The sequence below is a fragment of the Pseudomonas sp. GM25 genome, assembly GCF_000282255.1.
Classification (GTDB): Bacteria; Pseudomonadota; Gammaproteobacteria; order Pseudomonadales; family Pseudomonadaceae; genus Aquipseudomonas; species Aquipseudomonas aphyarum.
Genome location: NZ_AKJQ01000003.1, coordinates 91,109 through 110,118, shown reverse-complemented (window position 1 = coordinate 110,118; position 19,010 = coordinate 91,109). Strand labels below are relative to the sequence as shown.

At 60.0% G+C, this 19,010-nt stretch carries 20 protein-coding genes; 8 read left to right on the top strand and 12 right to left on the bottom strand.

All coding sequences use genetic code 11. From position 1 onward, the window contains the following. Positions 1-630: 630 nt before the first annotated feature. Both PMI24_RS00790 and PMI24_RS00785 read right to left on the bottom strand, forming a co-directional pair. Positions 631-1,734, bottom strand: a complete 1,104-nt coding sequence (locus PMI24_RS00790) for a DNA alkylation repair protein (RefSeq protein WP_007950548.1) — start codon at positions 1,732-1,734, stop codon at positions 631-633. 2 nt (positions 1,735-1,736) lie between these two features. Further along, entirely contained in the window at positions 1,737-2,342 is a 606-nt protein-coding gene (locus tag PMI24_RS00785) for a glutathione S-transferase (RefSeq protein ID WP_007950547.1), read from the bottom strand. Between the two features lie 350 nt (positions 2,343-2,692). Here PMI24_RS00785 and PMI24_RS00780 point away from each other — a divergent pair, with 350 nt between their 5' ends. From PMI24_RS00780 to PMI24_RS00765, 4 genes are all read left to right on the top strand, one after another. Next, positions 2,693-4,051: a hypothetical protein gene (locus PMI24_RS00780; RefSeq protein ID WP_007950546.1), complete on the top strand. Its 1,359-nt coding sequence runs from the start codon at positions 2,693-2,695 to the stop codon at positions 4,049-4,051. 382 nt (positions 4,052-4,433) lie between these two features. After that, complete coding sequence (locus tag PMI24_RS00775) at positions 4,434-4,838, top strand: TraR/DksA family transcriptional regulator (RefSeq protein WP_007935965.1); 405 nt, start codon at positions 4,434-4,436, stop codon at positions 4,836-4,838. A gap of 228 nt (positions 4,839-5,066) precedes the next feature. Continuing rightward, positions 5,067-6,671 carry a methyl-accepting chemotaxis protein gene (locus tag PMI24_RS00770; protein WP_007950545.1) on the top strand — a complete coding sequence of 535 codons (1,605 nt, stop codon included), beginning with the start codon at positions 5,067-5,069 and terminating at the stop codon, positions 6,669-6,671. 113 nt (positions 6,672-6,784) lie between these two features. Further along, entirely contained in the window at positions 6,785-6,988 is a 204-nt protein-coding gene (locus PMI24_RS00765) for a hypothetical protein (RefSeq protein WP_007950544.1), read from the top strand. 6 nt (positions 6,989-6,994) lie between these two features. Here PMI24_RS00765 and PMI24_RS00760 read toward each other — a convergent pair whose 3' ends face one another. Beyond that, positions 6,995-7,231 carry a DUF2789 family protein gene (locus PMI24_RS00760; RefSeq protein ID WP_007950543.1) on the bottom strand — a complete coding sequence of 79 codons (237 nt, stop codon included), beginning with the start codon at positions 7,229-7,231 and terminating at the stop codon, positions 6,995-6,997. Positions 7,232-7,270: 39 nt separating this feature from the next. Next, positions 7,271-7,534, bottom strand: coding sequence for a hypothetical protein (locus tag PMI24_RS29460; RefSeq protein ID WP_007950542.1), 264 nt, complete (start codon positions 7,532-7,534; stop codon positions 7,271-7,273). Between the two features lie 408 nt (positions 7,535-7,942). Between PMI24_RS29460 and PMI24_RS00750 the strand changes: the two genes are divergently transcribed. The 3 genes from PMI24_RS00750 (at position 7,943) to PMI24_RS00740 (ending at position 9,749) form a co-directional block, all read left to right on the top strand. Continuing rightward, positions 7,943-8,413, top strand: coding sequence for a hypothetical protein (locus PMI24_RS00750; protein ID WP_007950541.1), 471 nt, complete (start codon positions 7,943-7,945; stop codon positions 8,411-8,413). Next, on the top strand, positions 8,410-8,607 hold the full coding sequence (locus PMI24_RS00745; protein ID WP_007950540.1) for a hypothetical protein: 198 nt from the start codon (positions 8,410-8,412) through the stop codon (positions 8,605-8,607). Before PMI24_RS00750 ends, PMI24_RS00745 begins: the two co-directional genes overlap by 4 nt. Positions 8,608-8,735: 128 nt before the next feature. Beyond that, positions 8,736-9,749 carry an ABC transporter substrate-binding protein gene (locus PMI24_RS00740; RefSeq protein WP_007950539.1) on the top strand — a complete coding sequence of 338 codons (1,014 nt, stop codon included), beginning with the start codon at positions 8,736-8,738 and terminating at the stop codon, positions 9,747-9,749. 37 nt (positions 9,750-9,786) lie between these two features. Here the strand turns inward: PMI24_RS00740 and PMI24_RS00735 are convergent, their stop codons facing one another. Both PMI24_RS00735 and PMI24_RS00730 read right to left on the bottom strand, forming a co-directional pair. Next, positions 9,787-11,919, bottom strand: a complete 2,133-nt coding sequence (locus tag PMI24_RS00735) for a TonB-dependent receptor (RefSeq protein ID WP_007950538.1) — start codon at positions 11,917-11,919, stop codon at positions 9,787-9,789. A 93-nt stretch (positions 11,920-12,012) separates the two neighbouring features. Continuing rightward, positions 12,013-12,399 carry a DUF2946 domain-containing protein gene (locus tag PMI24_RS00730; protein ID WP_007950537.1) on the bottom strand — a complete coding sequence of 129 codons (387 nt, stop codon included), beginning with the start codon at positions 12,397-12,399 and terminating at the stop codon, positions 12,013-12,015. Positions 12,400-12,493: 94 nt separating this feature from the next. Between PMI24_RS00730 and PMI24_RS00725 the strand changes: the two genes are divergently transcribed. Next, entirely contained in the window at positions 12,494-12,934 is a 441-nt protein-coding gene (locus tag PMI24_RS00725; protein ID WP_007950535.1) for a DUF3995 domain-containing protein, read from the top strand. Here the strand turns inward: PMI24_RS00725 and PMI24_RS00720 are convergent. The 6 genes from PMI24_RS00720 to PMI24_RS00695 are packed head-to-tail and all read right to left on the bottom strand — an operon-like array spanning position 12,931 to position 18,970. Then, the gene (locus PMI24_RS00720) at positions 12,931-13,293 is read right to left on the bottom strand and encodes a Na+/H+ antiporter subunit G (protein ID WP_007950534.1); all 363 of its coding nucleotides are present in this window, start codon (positions 13,291-13,293) and stop codon (positions 12,931-12,933) included. The genes PMI24_RS00725 and PMI24_RS00720 overlap by 4 nt on opposite strands. Further along, positions 13,290-13,568 carry a K+/H+ antiporter subunit F gene (locus tag PMI24_RS00715; protein ID WP_007910754.1) on the bottom strand — a complete coding sequence of 93 codons (279 nt, stop codon included), beginning with the start codon at positions 13,566-13,568 and terminating at the stop codon, positions 13,290-13,292. The genes PMI24_RS00720 and PMI24_RS00715 overlap by 4 nt, the downstream gene beginning before the upstream one ends. Then, on the bottom strand, positions 13,565-14,053 hold the full coding sequence (locus tag PMI24_RS00710) for a Na+/H+ antiporter subunit E (protein ID WP_007950533.1): 489 nt from the start codon (positions 14,051-14,053) through the stop codon (positions 13,565-13,567). The genes PMI24_RS00715 and PMI24_RS00710 overlap by 4 nt, the downstream gene beginning before the upstream one ends. Beyond that, positions 14,050-15,729, bottom strand: coding sequence for a monovalent cation/H+ antiporter subunit D (locus tag PMI24_RS00705; protein WP_007950532.1), 1,680 nt, complete (start codon positions 15,727-15,729; stop codon positions 14,050-14,052). Before PMI24_RS00705 ends, PMI24_RS00710 begins: the two co-directional genes overlap by 4 nt. Next, positions 15,726-16,070 (bottom strand): Na+/H+ antiporter subunit C, encoded by a 345-nt coding sequence (locus PMI24_RS00700; protein WP_003192163.1) that lies wholly within the window; start codon positions 16,068-16,070, stop codon positions 15,726-15,728. The genes PMI24_RS00705 and PMI24_RS00700 overlap by 4 nt, the downstream gene beginning before the upstream one ends. Next, positions 16,070-18,970, bottom strand: coding sequence for a monovalent cation/H+ antiporter subunit A (locus tag PMI24_RS00695; protein ID WP_007950531.1), 2,901 nt, complete (start codon positions 18,968-18,970; stop codon positions 16,070-16,072). The genes PMI24_RS00700 and PMI24_RS00695 overlap by 1 nt, the downstream gene beginning before the upstream one ends. Between the last annotated feature and the right edge of the window lie 40 nt (positions 18,971-19,010).

Below are 19,010 nucleotides of genomic sequence, written 5' to 3'. Positions count from 1 at the left end.
TGGGAAACGGGGGGCGAGTCGGAAAAGATAGGACGGGTCTTTTGATAAATAGATGCGTCCCCATTTTTATGACTTTCCGTTAAAAGGCGGAAATTCAAGATGCTCGGTTATGTGCATATGCAGAAGGCTTCTCTCCAAATACCTGGATTCTTCTTCGTCTGCCGCTATCAGCCAGCGAAAGGTGATCTCATGTCCGAGGCTGATGAGATGGTCTAGCCTTGATCTGAGTAATCGACCATGTTTTCCAGATGGATATGTGTGTCCATATAGGCGGGACCTGTCTGAATTTCCTCCGAGTTGCCCAGTTTGTCCAATGTAGAGCACTCTAGAAGTGCCAACTAGTCTGGGGAATCTTTGGTCAAGTGTTAGCGCGTAAACAGCCGGAAACGAATCTATGGTTTTTCGATCTCGCAGTGTATCAGGCCATAATTTGACATTTAGTAATGTGGTTATGATGTAGTCAGTGGTTGCCATGCGATCCCTGGTTTCTTTGCTTGCCGATGAGGTAAGGAGGAGCGGGGCAGATCAATTTTCCCCCCTGTAACCATTTGCTTCTGGCCAAAAACGGGCATACCCGATGCGTTCGCCACTAGCTTTTTTACCTGTTAAACAACTGTTTTTTCACACTTGTTAAATGAGGATGTCAACGGCAGTACTCCCTAATCGCTCTCCATTAACTACGACATATACCGCATGCACCCCCGCATAATGCTTGCGCGTAGTGAAATCCTTAATCACCTGCCGCCGCGCCACAACCTCACTCCCAAACCCCGCCAACTCCAACGCCTTCAACTTGAAAACCTTGGCCGAAGTCCCGCCATTCGCCTTCACATAATCAATCGCATAATCAATCACCAACCGCTGCTCCACCGGCACCAACGACCGCACCGTAAACGACAAGGTAATCGTCTCCCCAAGCCGAACAACCGCCGGCTCCACCTTCACATCCAGCAATTCAACCTCAGCCTTCGCCCCCGCGCCAATAACAGTGAGCGCTCGAGAATTCCCCTGTTTGATCAAACTCCGCAAAGCATGTTTGGCAATCCACGCCGTGTGTTTGTTGTCCAGCGACCACCCCTCAACCGTATCCAGCACCCACTCAGGATGTTCTTTCGTCACGTCATTCAAATGATTCGCCACGGACTTACGCACGTACAAACTCTCATCCGCCTTCAACCGATCAAGAATCCCCGCAGCCAACAGCGGATCAGCCTGCACCGGTTCCAGTCGAAAGGACCACGGCAGGCGAGGGCGGCTGCCTTCGCTGGCGAGTCTTCGGACGTGGTGGTTTTCGTCTCGCGTCCAGTCGTGCATCAGTTCCAGCGACCGTTCCAGGTCGCTGCGCAGGAAGTGGCGGATGGCGAATTCGGAGGAACCGAAGGTGGTGAAGTACTTCAGGGCTTCCATCGATGTATCGAACGCGTGCGCGCCGTAGCTCGCGACGTAGTGCGGCAGGCACATGCTGACGAAGCCGCTGTTCAGGCGGGGGGCGAGTTCGCACAGGACAGCGAGGGAATCTGCGTAATCCAGCGGGAGCACGTGATGCAGGCTTTCGCTGACGCGGGCCATGCGTTGCATGACGGAGAGGTCGGCGAGGCCGTCGTTGGCGTGCTTGAGAAAGGCCTTGGCCTTGAATGCCGGGTACACGGCGCTCATTTCTGTGGCGATGTGTTGCAGGCGTTCGGCGTTGAAGATTTCTTTGAGGGCCGGGGCGGCGGTTTCGGTGGTGCTCATGGTCAGGTCATCGGGGTGCTGATGAACGCCTGGGTGCTTTCGGCGTACGCGGTGTATTGGGCGATGCGCGGGAAGCGATCCGCGTCGATCTGGTCGGGGACGACGAGGCCGGTGAAGCTCCAGGCGACGGCGAGGGTGATGCCGTCCTGTTGGAGGGGGCCGTCGGTGGGCAGCGGGTGTTTTTCGAGTTCGTGTTCGAGGGCGGTGAAGGCGGCGGCGAGTTGGCCTTCGACGCGTTCGACCCACGGCTGGTACTGGATGTCGGTCGGGCGCAGGTTGCGTTCGTAGTAGAGCTGCACGGCTTTTTCGCAGGCGGCGAGGCCGAGGCCGATCAGGCGCAGGGCTTTGACCCGTTGCGGCAGGTCGGTGGGCAGCAGGGTTTTGCCGGACAGGGCTTCGAGGTAGTCGAGGATCAGGGTCGAGTCGATCAGTACTTCGCCGTCATCGAACACCAGGGTCGGCGCCTTGACCACCGGGTTGATCTGCTGGAAACGTTCGAAGTGGCGAAACACCGACACTGGGTCGTGTTCCAGTTCAATACCCAGGCACTTGGCGGAGATCGCCACGCGGCGGACATAGGGTGAGTCGAGCATTCCGATCAGTTTCATGTGCACTTCCCTGGAGGCGACGATCTGGTGATGTGGGTGACGAATGTAGCGGCAAAGTCTGTGGGCTGACTACCTCGTGACAACGGGTCGACGGTCGTTGCTGAGCGTATCACCGATGAAACACCCGAAAATAAAGGCCGGGACGGCCCTTGCGGAGGTTTGTGCCGGATCTATAGTCAAAGTGCCAGCACCGACCAGGGATGGAAAAGTTAAGCGAGTTCAGGCCCTCTGACTCAGTACTCGTTTGTATTACTCCCTTGTAGTCCATGACCCCTCGATCGTTGAGGCGCCGACCTGCGCGCGATCGATGCGCAAAGGCGTGCTATGGAAACTCAAGGGAGGGTTAAAGCATGTACAAGCACAGTTATTTAATTTGGTGTCTGGTAGGGGCGGGCGCATTAACAGGATGTGGCTCGAGACCGACTCCCGGCGTGGTCGCCGAAAACTGGGCAACCAATACAGAGCAATTAGGCATTCAGGCGATATACCCACCTCGGGCACAGTTTGAGGTCGGTGATGTTTTTGTTGCGCGTTCTGTTGGGAAAGGCCAGAAAAGCAAGACTGCCGATTATGTGTTGGGATCGATCCGCGTCGATCACATCGATCTGAGTGAGGAGTTGTACCGGTCTGCACCAACAGTGACCTTCGAGTCTTCGGATACCTACGATGATGGCACGGGCATTGGTACTGTCCAGACCAGAAAGGTTTTACCATTGAAGGTTCGTGACCGGGTGATAAATAGCTTGGTAGCTTTCCCAGGATTTACCTTTGCTTCACTGGCTGAAAGTGATGTTGGCGTCAATGTCACCAGCAATGCTATCGGTGCGCTTATCGGGTTGGGACGTCGATCACAATACAGCGTGTCCTACTCGGTTCCGGCGGCGGAGACCTATGGTGTGAGCTATCTGGAGGCACGACGCCGGTTCAACGAGGTGGCGCCGACGCGTTACACCATAAAGGATCGTCAAATGTTAAAGGAGGCCGCGCAGGCATTAAGTACGAGCGGAAGAGGTTCTGAGGGGGCGCAGTCGGTATTGGTTTTGATCACGGACGTATACCTGGCCCGAGCCATTGATGTGAGTGTTTCTTCTGAGGAGGGCATGAGTGCCACGTTCTCGGCATTGACCATGGCGATGGTTGATCTGAGTGACAAGAAGAAAAGCATCGAAGCGCAGTTGCTCAAACTCCGCAAGGAGCCAAATGCTGGTGCTGGTGCTGGTGCTGGTGCTGAAGGCAAGGTTCAAACTCAAGAAGACAAGGAAACCAAACCGGCTGACCCTCAAAAGTCTGATAAGCCCCAGCCTGAGGTAAAAACCGCAGCCGCGGCAGTGTCGACAACCAGTCAAGCCAGAATCGACGAGTTGGAAGCTGAGTTGGAGCAGGTCAATTCTCAACTGCGTGACCGGGTGAACAAAGTTGCTCCTGATTTGCCGGGCGTTACGGGGTCGGTAGTCAGGTCCTCCGCGTTGGGTGTGACCTTGCGTCAGGCATTTGCTCGGCCGGTTGCTATCGGGTACCGGGGTATCAACTACAGCATTGAGTCGTTGCTTCCACCTCCAGTAACTGCACAGAACCTCGGAGAACTGGAACCATCGAACGACAGAGTCGTGGTGTTGATCAAGGAAAATGTAGACCCGAAACTCCTTCCCAAGTCCGTTCGCGATTTATTGGAGGAAAGTCTACCGCAGCCACAGATTCGCCAACCTTGAGTTTCTGCTCATGCACAACGCCAGCCCGTGCGAGGCATTGGTTGGCGCGTACAAATTTGGGGATTCTGCCGTCAGAAAATGCGACAAAGCGCCGCTCGTCCGACGTTTGTCTTCTATATACAGCCGCTCGACTGAATTTCTTGCTATAAACGCACTCCGATGAGCGCTGTGAAGCCTGTGTCAGAGCAGTTTCCGGGCCTTGTCGGACAAATTCCCGGTATTTACAGTTGCTGAGGCCTCAAACGGGCCTTAGACTGCCGCCCCTTCGTAAATTGAGTGCCGGGTGGCGTTTGCAATAAACGATGCCTTTCCGATGACCGCAGGCGGTTCGCCGGAACGCTCCCTAATTCGCCTTAATGCACGTTTTTTTATAGAGATATCAATGACAAAGGACAAGTTGCTGGCCATGCCGGCAGATGACTACATGAATGCCGAGCAACACGCTTTCTTCAGCGAGCTGTTGCAGAACATGAAAGTCGAAACCCATGAGCGCATTGAGCAGAACCGTATTGCCATCGAAAGCCTGGACACCCCGGCTGACCCGGCGGACGCCGCATCGGTGGAAGAAGAGCGCACCTGGCTGGTAAACGCGATCGATCGCGACCAGCGCATGCTGCCGCAACTCGAGCAGGCCCTTGAGCGTATCAAGGAAGACAGCTTTGGCTGGTGCGACGACAGCGGCGAGCCGATCGGCCTGAAACGCCTGCTGATCAGCCCGACCACCAAGTACTGCATCGAAGCTCAAGAGCGTCACGAGCAGATCGACAAGCATCAGCGTCAGGCCTGATTCCTGAGGCGACCCCTTCAATGCGGGTCGTCGCGAAAAGATCGCAGCCTTTTGCAGCTCCCCCGGGAACTGCAAAAGGCTGCGATCTTTGCTTTTTCTCGTCTGCCGGAAAGTCCCCGCACGATTCCATTGACCTGCCACAGACCCACGACTAACGGACCATGGATAATGGCGTTGTAGTGGCGTTTAATGCAGTCACAACAATGAGAACAAGCGTGGGGTAACGAAATGACGAGAGATGGATCTCTGGTTGCGGCTCTGCCTGCACCAGTTGTTTTGCCGAAGAATCGCTGGCTGACGCCGACCCTGCAAAGCATCGCCCTGATGCTGTTGCTGGCCGGGATGAGCCTGGGCGAATGGCCCTTGTACGTCGGCATGCCGCTGGCGGTGCTGATTATCTGGCTGCCGCGCCTGCGTTCTCGGGCCGTCCCCGATGCGCAACCTGTCGACAGCAGCAGCGCGATGTCCGAGCTGACTCGCGATCTTTCCTACACCACCAGTCATAACGCGCTGTCAGCCGCTGGCGTGGCATTTTCCGTCAAGGAATTGGCCGGCAAGCTGCAATCGCAACTCGACGCCGCCGCGCAGATCGTCAACAACGCTGAAGTCATGATCGCCACTGAGCAGGCCACTTCGCAGCTCAGCCGCGAGGCATTGGGCGCTGCCAGCGAAGCCCATCACAGCAGCGCAGCGGGGCGCACCGAACTGGTGGATTCGATCTCGCGCATGCATCAGCTCAGCCAGCGCGCCAGTGCCAGCCGCGAACTGATCGAAGCCTTGAGCCAGCGCAGTGATGACATTCAGCGCGTGACGCTGGTGATTCAATCCATCGCCAGCCAGACCAACCTCCTTGCATTGAACGCCGCCATCGAAGCGGCCCGGGCCGGTGAGCACGGTCGCGGTTTTGCGGTGGTGGCGGATGAAGTGCGCGGTCTGGCGGCCCGAACCGCGACAGCCACCGGCGAAGTGGGCGAGATGGTCGCCGACATCCAGCAACGCACGGCGCAGGTGGTGGAGCAGATTCGTCAGCTCTCCGGCGATTTGCACACGGGTGTCGAGCAGGTCGAACACACCGGTCAGCACCTGGAAAATATCGCGCGACTGGCGGCCGGGGTGGAAACCCAGGTCGGCGAAATCGCTCGAGGCGCAGAAACCAATCGTGAACAGCTCGACAGCCTGTTCACCGCCATCGAGCAGATGCGCAGCGATCTGGCGATCAGCGACCAACAGACCCGGCGCCTGGCCGAGGCGGCCGTGCAGATGGAAGGGCAGGCAGAAACCATCAGCGAACGTCTGGCTGAAGTCGGGCTGGATGACTATCACCAGCGCATCTACGACCTCGCCCGCGAAGGGGCCAGTCAGATTGCCGCGCGGTTCGAGGCCGATGTGGAGCAAGGGCGTATCAGCCTTGAAGACCTGTTCGACCGCCAGTATCAGCCGATTCCCGATACACAACCCGCGAAGTTCCAGACCCGTTTCGATCGCTACACCGATCAGGTGCTGCCGGCCATTCAGGAACCATTGTTGCCGCGCCACGAAGGTCTGGTGTTTGCCATCGCCTGTACGCAGCAGGGTTATGTGCCGACCCACAATCAGGCGTTCAGCCAGCCGCTGACCGGGGATGCACAGGTCGACACCGTCAACAATCGCACCAAACGCAAATTCGCCGACCGCACCGGCATCCGCTGCGGCAGCCATCAGCAACCGGTGTTGTTGCAGACTTACACCCGCGATACCGGCGAGCTGATGCATGATTTGTCGGTGCCGATCATGATCAAGGGCCGGCATTGGGGCGGGTTGCGTCTGGGCTACAAACCCGAAAATCCGCGCTGAGGCATTGTTGCCGGAACTGCAATTAAGCTGTGCAGCGGCGTCGCTGTTTCCTCTTGATCCAGATCATTAACATGCCTACATAGTTAGGTTGCTAATGAAGTTGGGAGGTCAGCATGCAATGCAGAGTCGATGTCGCGGTGATGATCGGCAGCGGTGTTCCCGCCGGGCTGCGCGCGATGGGGCAAAGTGTCTGCTGGGTGGTGCTGCTCAATGGCGAGCAGCGCGGCACCGCTTTTGCCAGTCGCGACGAAGCCGAGGAGTGCAGGGCGGCGTGGCTCGCGCAATTGGGCGCCGGAGCCGGAGACAGCCTGCACTGATTGAAATCATTTGCCCCGGTGCAGGCGCACGTTAAGTTCATCGACCATCACCGCTTCTTCACCATCAGCACGCAGCCATTCCTTGAGCAATTGCGCCTGCTGCGGGCTCCAGAATTCGGCGTCGATCAGTTTGGTACCGGCTTCCAGCGGATGGGCTTCGATGAAGTCGTCGATCGCCGTTTCCTCCGAAGGCAGCCCTAATTGATCGAACAGGGTTGTCAGGTTGTAAGCAGGCAGTTCCATGGTGTGCTCCTTGAAGGATGGCGGGGTCTGTCACTCTCTTTATCTGAGGTGCTCGCTGGCCAGGAGTTCGATTCGCGATTCCAGTGAACGGGCGAGGGCGCAGGCGGCGTTGTGATTCTCGCGGAAACCTCTGACAAGACCCGTCGACTTTTCCCTGATATGGAAAAAGCCGTTGCCCGCCGGGATCACCTGAAACAAAGGTGCCTGACCGCAAGACTCGATTGTAGGAGCTGTCTCGAACACTGGAGCGTTCAAGGCAAAGGCGGGTTCGTGAGTCACGGCAAAATGCGTCATAGTGCACATATGAAGTCCTTTTCATGGATTGACCCGCATTTACAGGGTGTTGCGGGTAGTCGCGAACAGCATCGCTGCTCTAGAATCGCCAACACCTGTTGACGGCATGGCGCTATCTAAAGCAATTTTTTGCGTGCGATATGTCGGAAAAGTGATTTTCTTGGTGAGTTTTTTCCCTAAAGTTCGTAGTCAGTTTTCTCTGGCCGGCCGTGACGCGTTTTCCTTCAACATTTGGAGAACGTCTTTGCAGGTTTCGCGAGTGGCATTCCAGTAGTCTTGTGCAACTCGCGTTGAATGAGCACTTCGCTCGCTCAGGCGTATATTCGAGTCATCGCGCAACACCTTCGGCCTGGCCGACTTTTTCTGCCGTGCGCGCTTTTCGCGTACGGCACTCTTTTCAAGTGTGGGGATGTTTCTTTGGCAGTCAGTAACCTCGATATGCATGCTTTGTTCGTGCTGGGTGATTTGCGGGCAAAGCTGGTCAAGCAGTTTCAATCGCGTTTTGTTTACATCACCGAGCAGAACGCCGAAGGCATTTACGTTGCCGAGATCGACACCGAAAGCGCATTGGTGGTCGATGACAAACCTGGCCTCAAACTCAAGGTCGGCGATCATTTCAGCGCGTCGGTGCTGCCGAGCCGTGAAGGCGGCAAGATGGACATCCGTTTTCGCGAAATCAAAATGACGGTCTACGGTCTGGGCGACTACGCGTTTGTCACCACGGCCGACGGCCATGCCATCGTGTTCAAGGAAGGCCACAGCGCGGTTACCGTGTTCGCCGCCAATGAACAACTGCAGGAAGGCCTGACCAAAACCCTGAAAGCCGTCACCGCCAAAGCCGCCAAGTGGCGCAAGGGCGAACTGGTGACGTTCAAGGCCAGCGAGTGAGCCGCGCCGATTTCCATTTGCAGAACCTCGACAGCGCCCGCGAAGAAGCACGTCGATTGTTCACGGCAAAGGCTGAATTGCAGGGCGCCTGGCTGGGTTGGGTCGCCTCGCAGATCTATGCCCTGCAGCCTGCGGAATACGCCAGCATGGTCAGACGCGAGCTGAAGAGCCTGCAGGAAATTTCTGAAAAGTAGCCTTGTCCGTGTCATGCCCCTGAAAAAGCAGGAACCTCGTCTACAGTCAGTTGACTGAGTATTCAGAGGCTTGCGGTCTTCTGTCAGGCCATCCTGCTATTGCTGTGAACAGCACGAGGTGCAAAAGCATGAACGGATTTCGACGGTTGCTGGCCGCTGGCCTGACCACCTTCGGCTTGATGACGGCGGTGCCTGCGGTGAGCGTGGCACAGGCGCCGATCCACTTTGCCGACCTGAACTGGGAAAGCGGCAGCCTGATCACCGATGTCCTGCGCATCATCGTCGAGAAGGGCTACGGCCTGCCGACCGACACCTTGCCGGGAACCACCATCACCCTTGAGACCGCGCTGGCCAACAATGACATTCAGGTCATCGGCGAAGAGTGGGCCGGACGCAGCCCGGTATGGGTCAAGGCCGAGGCCGAAGGCAAGGTCGCCAGCCTGGGCGACACGGTCAAAGGCGCCACCGAAGGCTGGTGGGTGCCGGAATACGTGATCAAGGGCGACCCGGCGAAGGGCATCAAGCCACTGGCGCCAGACCTGCGCAGTGTCAGCGATCTGAAGAAGTACAAGGACGTGTTCAAGGATCCGGAAACCCCGAGCAAGGGCCGGTTCCTCAACAGCCCGATCGGCTGGACGTCGGAGGTGGTGAACAAGCAGAAGCTCACGGCTTATGGCTTGCAGGACGATTTCGTCAATTTCCGCAGCGGTTCCGGTGCGGCACTCGATGCCGAGATCAGTTCATCGATCCGTCGGGGTAAGCCGGTGCTGTTCTATTATTGGTCGCCGACGCCTTTGCTCGGCAAGTTCAAACTGGTTCAACTGGAAGAACCGCCGTTCGATGCCGAGGCCTGGAAGACCCTGACCGACGCCGATAATCCCAATCCGAAACCGACCCGTTCACTGGCCTCGAAGCTGTCGATCGGGGTGTCCACACCGTTCCAGAAGCAGTATCCGCAGATTGCCGAGTTCTTCAGCAAGGTCGATTTTCCGATTGATGACCTGAACAAGGCGCTGGCCGAGATGAGCGAGAAACACACGGCGCCTCGTGACGCAGCGGTGGCGTTCATGAAGGCGCATCCGGATGTGTGGCAGGGATGGTTGCCGAAGGATGTGGCGCAGAAGGTTCAGGCAGGTCTGTAGCGATGTGGCGAGGGCGCCAGGCCCTCGCCGAGTTGAATCAGAACCGCGTCTGCACAGCCAGCTCGAATGTGCGCGGTGTACCGAGGTAATACGCCGGCGACACATGGGCGAACTCGGCGTACACCTCATTCGTCAGGTTGCGCACCCGCCCGGTCACGGTGGTGTGCGAATCCACCTTGTAGCTGAGGAAGCTGCCAAATAGTGTGTACGACGGCACGGTCATGGTGTTGGCCGTGTCGGCGAACACCGATGCCACATACCGAGCATCGACCCCACCTTGCCATTGCGGCGAGAAATCGTAGGTCAGCCACAGATTGCCGACCCGGTCCGGCACGTTGGTCGGTGTGTTGCCCTTGCGGGAAACCACCACACCGGCGGCGTTTTTCTCGTTGAACTCGTCGTATTGCGCATCGACCCAGGCGAAGTTGCCTTCGGCCAGCAACTTGTCGGTGATCCGCAACGAGCTGGCAATCTCGATGCCCTTCGAAGTCTGCTGGCCGACCGGAATGCTGCTGGTCGGATCCAGTGGATCCGTCACCGCGAAGTCCTTGCGCTCAATGGTGTAGGCGGCCACCGTCGCCGAGCCGCGCCCGTTCAGATAGTCAAACTTGCTGCCGATTTCCCATTGCTTGCCGGTCGAGACATCGAAGTCCTGGGTGCCATTGGGCTGCTCGGCGGCGGTGCTGTATTGCACGTACACATTGGCTGACGGAATGAACTGATACGTCAGGCCGACGCGCCCGGTGACCGGCTCCCAGCTGCGTTTGAGATGGCGCGGGTTGCTCGCGGTCACCGTGCGATGGTTGGTCACGTCGAGGTCGATGTCGTCGTAGCGCAGGCCGGTGAGCAACGAAAGCTTGTCGGTCAGTGCCAGGCGGTTTTCGGCAAACAGCGCTTTGGTGGTGACTTCGTTGGTCTTGTCGCTGACAAAACCCGGCATCGTTCCGGGGATGTCATAGAAATGCCCCGGTCGGTAGTTGTTCGGGTTCACCGTGCTGGCGCCTTTGACGTTCAGCGGCGAGTTGGTGGTCTGATTGACCTTGTACTCGAAACCGCCGGACCAGGTGGTGTCGAGGCCGAACAGGGTGTTGTCGTGGCGCAGTTCGAACTGGTTGCCATTCTGCTCGCCCTGGTGTCGAACCTGATACGCAGTGGAGCGGTTCACCGCACTGTTGTCGGCGTTGTATTGATAGGTTTCCAGGTTGCGGTAATCGCGCTGGCTGTCGAGGTGATAGAGGGTGTTGCGCAGGGTGGTGCTGTCGTTGATCCGGTAGTCGATGATCGAGCGCACCCAGATCGTCCGCTGCTCGTAGCGGCCGTCCTCGACGTTGTAGTTGTTGAAGCGGTTGTGCTTGTCGATCTTCAACTCGCCGGCCTTGGGGTTGAGCACCGGTGTGCCCCAGTACGGGCTGTCTTCGTGTTCATCCTGATATTCCAGGGCCAGGGTGTGCGACAGGTTTGGCGTCAGGTCGCTGAGCAAAGAGAACGCCACACTCCAGGCATCGCGTTCCTGGCGGTCGATGTAGCCGTTGCTGGTGTTGTGACTGACGTCGAGACGCGCGTAATGCTGCACGTCGGCGCCGGGGTCGGTCAGCGCGTGGTTGAGGCCGAACGCGGTTTCGGTGGTGTCGTAGGTGCCATAACTGACTCGGCCTTCGATCGCTTGCTCGTCGCGGGTGGCCAGTTTGGTCACGTAGTTCAGCGAGCCACCGACCGAGCCGGCGCCGTTGATCAGCGATGACGGGCCGCCGACCAGTTCCACCCGGTCATAAATCCACGAATCCACGGGCCGCGCCAGTCCGCCGGAAACGTTTACACCGTTGAACATCTGGGTGATCTGGCTGCTGGTGAAACCGCGATAGGAGACGAATCCGCCAAAGCCCGGCGGCGCACTGGCGTTCACCCCCGGCAAGGTGTTGGCCGCGTCCTGAAAGTTTTGCGAGCCGTGACGTTCGATGTCGTTGCGGTTGGCGATGGCCACCGAAGCCGGGGTGTCGCGCACGCTGAGGCCGAGGCGCGAGGCCATGCCGCTGGACTGGTCAAGGCTCAGGCCAGGCTCGGCACCGGATTCGCCGTCAATGGTGATCGGCGCCAGATCCACGGTGGATTGCGCCCAGACGTTGACGGACAGGCAGCCGCACAGGCTCGCCAGCAAGGTAAGTTGTTTCATCGATTGAATCCTGAATGCTTGTCTAGGAGTCAGCGCACAGGCGAACGCCGCGCGTTGGCGCAGTGGGCTGACAAATCAAAAAGGCAAGGACACTCAGGCGAGCGGCGGGGCGCGAGGGTTGGCCGAAGGCCAGATGAAGCGGGCAGGGAGGTCGGCGCTGACGATGACCGGCAGCGGCGGGCTGTGTTGTTCCGGCAGGATCGCCAGGGTCAGACTGGAGTTGAACGCCGGGCCCATGCCGCCGGTGGAGCAGAGCGGACAACTGAAGGCCTTGGCCAGGGTCGGCAGTTTTTCTTCGGCGGGATTCGACGCGAGCGGAGCCTGGGTGCTCGGGTCGACGGCGCAGAACTGGCCGCCGATACCGTTGAGCTGCATGCCGACCATTTGTCCGTGACCGATGCTGCAGGCGAACACGTTGAACAGGACGCAGCAATAGAGCATCCAGGCCAGCAGTGAGCGATCGGTACGGGTGAATTTCATGGGGCGGCACTTTACCGCACCGCCGACCGGTCGTGCACATGGAAAAATGCCGACTAGGATGTTTTGTTCAAATCCCTTGAAAGGATTCTCGACCATGACCTTTGTGTTGGCTCAATGGCTGGTGACGATTTTTGCGGTGATCAGCCTGATGCATGTGTACTGGGCGATGGGTGGACAGTGGGCGGCTGTGGCGGTGGTGCCGCAGGTTCCGGTGGACAACGGCGGGCTGACGCTCAGGCCGGCGTTCAAGCCGTCAGGCTGGATCACGCTGGTGGTGGCGGCAGCCCTGCTACTGATTGCCGCACTGGTGTGTATGCGAGTGGGGTGGTGGCTGCCCGCCGTGCATCACTGGGCGCTGCAATGGGTGATCAGCGCGATTGCGCTGCTTATGTTTGCGCGGGCGATCGGCGATTCGGAGCTGGTGGGGTTTTTCAAGGAAGTGAAGGGATCGCGGTTCGCCCGGCTCGACACTTGGGTTTACTCACCGCTGTGTCTGATATTGGGAGCCGGGCTGTTGGCTGTCGCCTGGATCTAGCTGCCAGTTTCAGTACGCCGGCTGCTGACCTCGGCCGGCACATCATCCCCAGCCATACGCTTGCGGAACAACGCTGCCCGCGCCAAGAGCAAGGTGGTCACCGGCACGGTGATCGACAGCAGAATCGGGATCAGCCATGCGTGTAGCACCGGCCCGGACTTGAGCGCGGAAAAACAGATGATCGACGCCAGTGCCACGCACCACGCGCCGAGGGTCGAGGCCAGTGCCGGCGGGTGCATGCGCTGGAAGTAATCCTTCATCCGAAGCAGGCCGGTCGCGCCGATCAGGGCGAACACGCCGCTGAGTACCAGCAGGATCGCCACCGGGATTTCCACCCAGAGAGACAGTTCAGCGTTCATTCGATCACCTCGCCACGCAGGAGGAATTTCGCCAGGGCAAACGAGCCGACGAAGCCGAACAGTGCGATCAGCAGCGCCGCTTCGAAGTAGGTGTCACTGGAGTAGCGAATCCCCAGGGTCAGCATCATCAGCATGGCGACGATGTACAGGTAATCCAGCGCCAGTACCCGGTCCTGCGCCGACGGGCCTTTGAACAGGCGCACCAGCGTGAGGACCATGGCCAGGGAAAACAGGAACAGCGTCAGCAGAATCGCGTTCGACAGCAGCGGGCTCATTCGAAAATCTCCATCAACGGCCGCTCGTAAGTGACCTTGAAGTGCTGGATGAACTGCGCCTCGTCATCCAGATCCCAGACGTGCAGCAACAGAATGCTGCGATCCAGCGCCAGCTCCGACCACACCGTGCCGGGCACGACCGTACAGATCATCGACAGCGCCGCCAGACCGTTGGCATCGCGAAGGTCCAGCGGCACCTTGATGAAGCGTGAACGAAGCGGGCGGCGCCCGGCGTTGAGTACGCCCCAGGCCACCTGCAGGTTCGAGACGATCACGTCACGCCCGACCAGCAGAAACAATCGCAGGATCGTGCCCGGGCGGCGGATGTGAATCCGTTGCGGACGCAGTTTGCGCATCATCAGCGGGGCACAGAAACCGAGTACGGCACCCAGCAGCAGGTTGCCCGGGCTGACCGACAGGTTCAGCACCAGCCACAGCAACCACAGCGCAAGCGACAACCACGGAGCAGGAAACAGGCGCTTCATGGTTGCACCTCCAGCTGCGCAGCCTTGGCTTCCGGGCTGGGCACGGCGCGGGTGCCGAGCACCGCCATCACGTATTGCTGCGGATTGTTCAGGGCATCTGCCGCTGCCTGGGTGTAACGCAGCAGCGGTTCAGCCTTGAAGGTCAGCGCGATGCTCAGGCCGAGCAGCAGGAAAATCGGCGTGCATTCCAGTTTGCGCAGCAGCGGCGATGGTCGCTCCTCTGGCGACCAGAAGCGCTGGATCCCCAGGCGCGAGAACGCCATCAACGAGCCGAGGCCGGTAAGGATCAGCAAGGCCAGCAACGCCCAGGCGGCATTCGAGATCGGTTCGCCGGCGCCGAGGCCCAGTGGATTGAGCAGGGCGCCGATCAGGCTCAGCTTGCCGATGAAACCGGACAGTGGTGGCATGCCAATGATCAGCAGCGCGCAGGCAATGAAGCTCAGACCGAGGAACGCCATGGTCCATGGAATCACCTGACCGACCACGGCTTTCTGCTCGTCGTCGAGGTTGATGCCCTTGACCGGACGCTGCCACTCCTGCGGACGCGGTAGCAGTTCGTTTTCGTCTTCCAGCGGCACTTCGATGGCGGTGCGCGAACGCTCGATCAACTCGGCGAGCAGGAACAGCGCGCTCAACGCCAGGGTCGAGCTGACCAGATAGAACAGCGCGGCGCCGATCAGGTTCGGCTGGGCGAAACCCACGGCCGACAGCAGAATCCCCGCGGACACCAGAATGCTCAGGCTGGCCATGCGTTCCAGACGTTGCGCGGCAATGATCGCCACGCCTGCGCCGGCCATGGTGGCCATGCCGCCGTAGATCAGCCAGTCGCCGCCAAAATACGCCGAAGCACCGGCCTGGCCCGAGAACAGCAGCGTCCACAGACGTAAAAGAGTGTAGACGCCGACCTTGGTCATGATCGCGAACATCGCCGCCACCGGCGCGCTGGCCGACGAGTAGGCCGGCACCAGCCAGAAATTCAGCGGCCACATGCCGGCCTTGGCCAGGAACGCCACGGCCAGAATCCCCGCGCCGGCGTGCAGCAGGCCACGGTCTGCTTCCGGCACCAGCGGGATCTTCAGGGCCAGATCTGCCATGTTCAGGGTGCCGGTCACACCGTAGATCAACGCCGCGCCGATCAGGAACAGCGACGACGCCAGCAGGTTGATCGAAATGTAATGCAGCCCCGACGACACCCGCGCCCGACCCGAACCATGAAGCAACAGGCCGTAGGATGCAGCGAGCAGCACCTCGAAGAATACGAACAGGTTGAATAGGTCCGCCGTCAGGAATGCGCCGTAAAGGCCCATCAACTGAATCTGGAACAACGCGTGGAAGCTCGACCCGGCGCCGTCCCAGCGGGCCATGGCGAACAGCAGGGCGCTGACGCCGATGATTCCGGTCAGCACCAGCATCAGCGCCGACAGACGATCGACCACCAGCACGATGCCGAACGGTACCTGCCAGTTGCCCGGCAGGTAGACGCCGATGGATCCGGGCACGCCGGTGGTCTGGGTCCATTGCAGCAGCATCACCGAGATGCCGAGGCCCAGGAGGCTGGAGAACAGGTTGATTTTCGCCTTTAGCGGTCGGTGTTTCTCGCCGAGCATCAGCATGATGGCGGCAGTCAGCAGCGGCAGCAGGATCGGTGCGGCGATCAGGTGAGTCATCGCCGTCATTCCTTGGGCTCCCTTCCGTCAACGTGGTCGGTGCCGGTCAGGCCCCGTGAGGCCAGCAGCACCACCAGGAACAATGCGGTCATGGCGAAGCTGATGACGATGGCCGTCAGCACCAGCGCCTGTGGCAGCGGGTCGGTGTAATTGAGCAGATCCTGCGGCACGCCGTCCTTGATGATCGGCTCCTTGCCGATGAACAGGCTGCCCATGCTGAAGATGAACAGATTGACGCCGTAGGACAGCAGGCACAGGCCCATCACCACCTGGAAGGTCCGTGGCCGCAGGATCAGCCAGACCCCGGACGCGGCGAGGACGCCGATGGCGATTGCGATGACTTCTTCCATCAGACGGCTCCTTTTGCGGCAGCGGTTTTGTGGCCCCGGACCGATTGGTGGGCGAGGGCGGTGAGGATCAGCAAGGTCGAGCCGACCACCACGGCGTACACGCCGATATCGAAGAACAGCGCGCTGGCGATATGGATGTCACCCAGCAGTGGCAAGCTGAAATGCCAGGTGTGGGTGGTGAGGAACGGATAGCCTACCGCCATCGCCCCGAGGCCGGTGACGGTGGCGAACAGCAGGCCGGTGCCCATCCAGCGCAGCGGTCGCAGGCTCATTTGCGCCTCGACCCACTGGGTGCCGGCGACCATGTATTGCAGGATGAACGCCACCGACATCACCAGACCGGCGACGAAGCCGCCACCTGGCTGGTTGTGCCCGCGCATGAACAGATAGAACGACACCACCAGCGCAATCGGCAGCAGCAGGCGCACCAGCACCGCCGGCACCATCATGAAACCGAGCGCGGTGTCGCTGGCCGAGCGCGGGTTGACCAGATCGGTGACCACGTCGGGGGCGAGCAAGCGCTGCTGGGCCGGCAGTTGCAGGCTTTCTTTCGGTGGGCGGAAGCGACGCAGCAGGGCGAACACGGTCAGCGCCACGGCGGCCAGAACGGTGATTTCGCCAAGGGTGTCGAAACCACGGAAATCCACCAGCATCACGTTGACCACGTTGCTGCCGCCGCCCTCGGGCAGGGCACGGCTCAGGTAGAACGAGGAAATGTCGTTCGGCGTCTGCCGGGTCAGCATCGCGTAGGACAGCAGCGCCATGCCGCCACCGACGGCGATCGACAGCAGCAAGTCGCGCAGACGCCGTACCCGCGCCTTGCGCAGGCTGCTTGGCAGCGGCGAAACCTCTTCGATCCGTCGTGGCAGCCAGCGCAGGCCGAGCAGGATCAGCACCGTGGTCACCACTTCGACCACCAGTTGCGTCAGGGCCAGATCCGGCGCCGAGAACCAGACGAAGGTTACGCAGGTCATCAGCCCGCAGACGCTGACCATGGTCAGGGCGGCGAGACGGTGATACTTGGCTTGCCACGCGGCGCCGAGGGCGCAGGCGATTGCCAGCAGCCACAGGGTCACGAACACGATCGAGCCCGGGATCTTCGGCCGGTCGCCCCAGCTCAGGCTGCTGTGCAGCATCGGGATCAGGCCGGCCAGCACCGCTGCCAATACCATCAGGAACAGCTGGGTTTGCAGACGCTTGGTGCCGATCCGCCGCTCCAGCCGTCGGGCCAGACGCATCATCGCTACCAGACTGCGCTCGAACAGGCGCTTGCCGTTGAAACGGCCCACCAGTGGCGGGAATTTGAAACGACCGCGCTTTAGCTGATTGCGCAGCAGCAGATAGACCACGATGCCGCCTGACATGGCGATCAGGCTCATGATCATCGGTGCATTGAGGCCGTGCCAGATCGCCAGGCTGTATTCCGGCAGCACGCCACCCACCACCGGCAATGCGGCAGCGGCCAGCAACGGGCCTACAACCTGGGCCGGGAAAATCCCCACCAGCAAACAGGTGAAGACCAGCAACTCGACCGGCGCACGCATCCAGCGCGGCGGTTCGTGCGGGGTGTGCGGCAGGTCGGTGGCAGTCGGGCCGAAGAACACGTCGACGGTGAAGCGCAGCGAGTACGCCACGCTGAACGTGCCGGCGATGGTTGCCACGATTGGCAATGCGGCTTCCACCCAAGCGGTGGCGTTGATGAATACGGTTTCGGCGAAGAACATTTCTTTCGACAGGAAACCGTTGAGCAGCGGTACGCCGGCCATGGACGCACTGGCGACCATCGCCAGAGTGGCGGTGAACGGAATCAGTTTGAACAGGCCGTTGAGCTTGCGGATGTCGCGGGTGCCGCTTTCGTGGTCGATGATCCCGGCGGCCATGAACAGCGAAGCCTTGAAGGTCGCGTGGTTGAGAATGTGGAACACCGCCGCGACGGCAGCCAGCGGACTGTTCAGGCCCAGCAGCAGCGTGATCAGACCGAGATGGCTGATGGTCGAGTAGGCCAGCAGTCCCTTGAGGTCGTTCTGGAACATCGCGCAGTACGCGCCGAGCAACAGCGTGGCGGCGCCGGCGCCGCTGACGATGTAGAACCATTCTTCGCTGCCGGACAGCGACGGCCACAGCCGGGCCAGCAGGAAAACCCCGGCCTTGACCATGGTCGCCGAGTGCAGGTACGCCGAAACCGGTGTGGGCGCCGCCATTGCGTGCGGCAGCCAGAAGTGGAAGGGGAACTGGGCGCTTTTGCTGAGGGCGCCGATAAGAATGAGGGGAAGCAGGATGGGGTAGAGGGCATGTGCGCGAATCAGATCGCCGGCGGCCAGGACCTTGTCCAGGTCATAGCTGCCGACGACATGGCCGAGGATCATGACCCCCGCCAGCAGGCACAATCCCCCGGCACCGGTGACCATCAATGCCATGTAGGCGCCGCGGCGCGCGTCGTGGCGGTGGTGCCAGTAGCCGATCAACAGGAACGAGAAGAGGCTGGTCAGCTCCCAGAAGAACACGATCTGGATCAGGTTGCCGGAGATCACCAGGCCGAGCATGGCGCCCATGAACGCCAGAAAGAACGCGAAGAAACGCGGCACCGGATCGTCCGGCGACATGTAATAACGGGCATATAAAGAAACGAGGGTGCCGATGCCCAGCACCAGCATCGAGAACAGCCAGGCGAAGCCATCCATGCGCAGGACGAAGTTCAGACCCAGGCTGGGCAGCCATGTGAATTCTTCGCGAATCACGCCGCCGTGGGCGATCTGCGGGTACAGCAGCGCGACCGAGACAGTGCCGATCAGTGCGACCAGACCTGCCAGCAGGGATTCGGCGTTACGTGCGTTGTGCGGCAGCACGGCTGCCAGACAGCTGCCCAGAAAAGGCAGAAGCAGTAGAACTATCAGGGACATAGGCTTCTAATCTGCGGAAGTTTGTGAAGCATCATACGTG

Excerpts from the sequence above, each read along its gene's own strand:
- PMI24_RS00790 (WP_007950548.1), bottom strand. The coding sequence starts at position 1,734 with ATGAGCACCACCGAAACCGCCGCCCCGGCCCTCAAAGAAATCTTCAAC.
- PMI24_RS29460 (WP_007950542.1), bottom strand. The coding sequence starts at position 7,534 with ATGTGCACTATGACGCATTTTGCCGTGACTCACGAACCCGCCTTTGCC.
- PMI24_RS00735 (WP_007950538.1), bottom strand. The coding sequence starts at position 11,919 with ATGAAACAACTTACCTTGCTGGCGAGCCTGTGCGGCTGCCTGTCCGTC.
- PMI24_RS00715 (WP_007910754.1), bottom strand. The coding sequence starts at position 13,568 with ATGAGCCCGCTGCTGTCGAACGCGATTCTGCTGACGCTGTTCCTGTTT.
- PMI24_RS00765 (WP_007950544.1), top strand. The coding sequence starts at position 6,785 with ATGCAATGCAGAGTCGATGTCGCGGTGATGATCGGCAGCGGTGTTCCC.
- PMI24_RS00785 (WP_007950547.1), bottom strand. The coding sequence starts at position 2,342 with ATGAAACTGATCGGAATGCTCGACTCACCCTATGTCCGCCGCGTGGCG.
- PMI24_RS00695 (WP_007950531.1), bottom strand. The coding sequence starts at position 18,970 with ATGTCCCTGATAGTTCTACTGCTTCTGCCTTTTCTGGGCAGCTGTCTG.
- PMI24_RS00760 (WP_007950543.1), bottom strand. The coding sequence starts at position 7,231 with ATGGAACTGCCTGCTTACAACCTGACAACCCTGTTCGATCAATTAGGG.
- PMI24_RS00770 (WP_007950545.1), top strand. The coding sequence starts at position 5,067 with ATGACGAGAGATGGATCTCTGGTTGCGGCTCTGCCTGCACCAGTTGTT.
- PMI24_RS00740 (WP_007950539.1), top strand. The coding sequence starts at position 8,736 with ATGAACGGATTTCGACGGTTGCTGGCCGCTGGCCTGACCACCTTCGGC.
- PMI24_RS00705 (WP_007950532.1), bottom strand. The coding sequence starts at position 15,729 with ATGACGGCGATGACTCACCTGATCGCCGCACCGATCCTGCTGCCGCTG.
- PMI24_RS00725 (WP_007950535.1), top strand. The coding sequence starts at position 12,494 with ATGACCTTTGTGTTGGCTCAATGGCTGGTGACGATTTTTGCGGTGATC.
- PMI24_RS00730 (WP_007950537.1), bottom strand. The coding sequence starts at position 12,399 with ATGAAATTCACCCGTACCGATCGCTCACTGCTGGCCTGGATGCTCTAT.
- PMI24_RS00700 (WP_003192163.1), bottom strand. The coding sequence starts at position 16,070 with ATGGAAGAAGTCATCGCAATCGCCATCGGCGTCCTCGCCGCGTCCGGG.
- PMI24_RS00710 (WP_007950533.1), bottom strand. The coding sequence starts at position 14,053 with ATGAAGCGCCTGTTTCCTGCTCCGTGGTTGTCGCTTGCGCTGTGGTTG.
- PMI24_RS00720 (WP_007950534.1), bottom strand. The coding sequence starts at position 13,293 with ATGAACGCTGAACTGTCTCTCTGGGTGGAAATCCCGGTGGCGATCCTG.
- PMI24_RS00780 (WP_007950546.1), top strand. The coding sequence starts at position 2,693 with ATGTACAAGCACAGTTATTTAATTTGGTGTCTGGTAGGGGCGGGCGCA.
- PMI24_RS00775 (WP_007935965.1), top strand. The coding sequence starts at position 4,434 with ATGACAAAGGACAAGTTGCTGGCCATGCCGGCAGATGACTACATGAAT.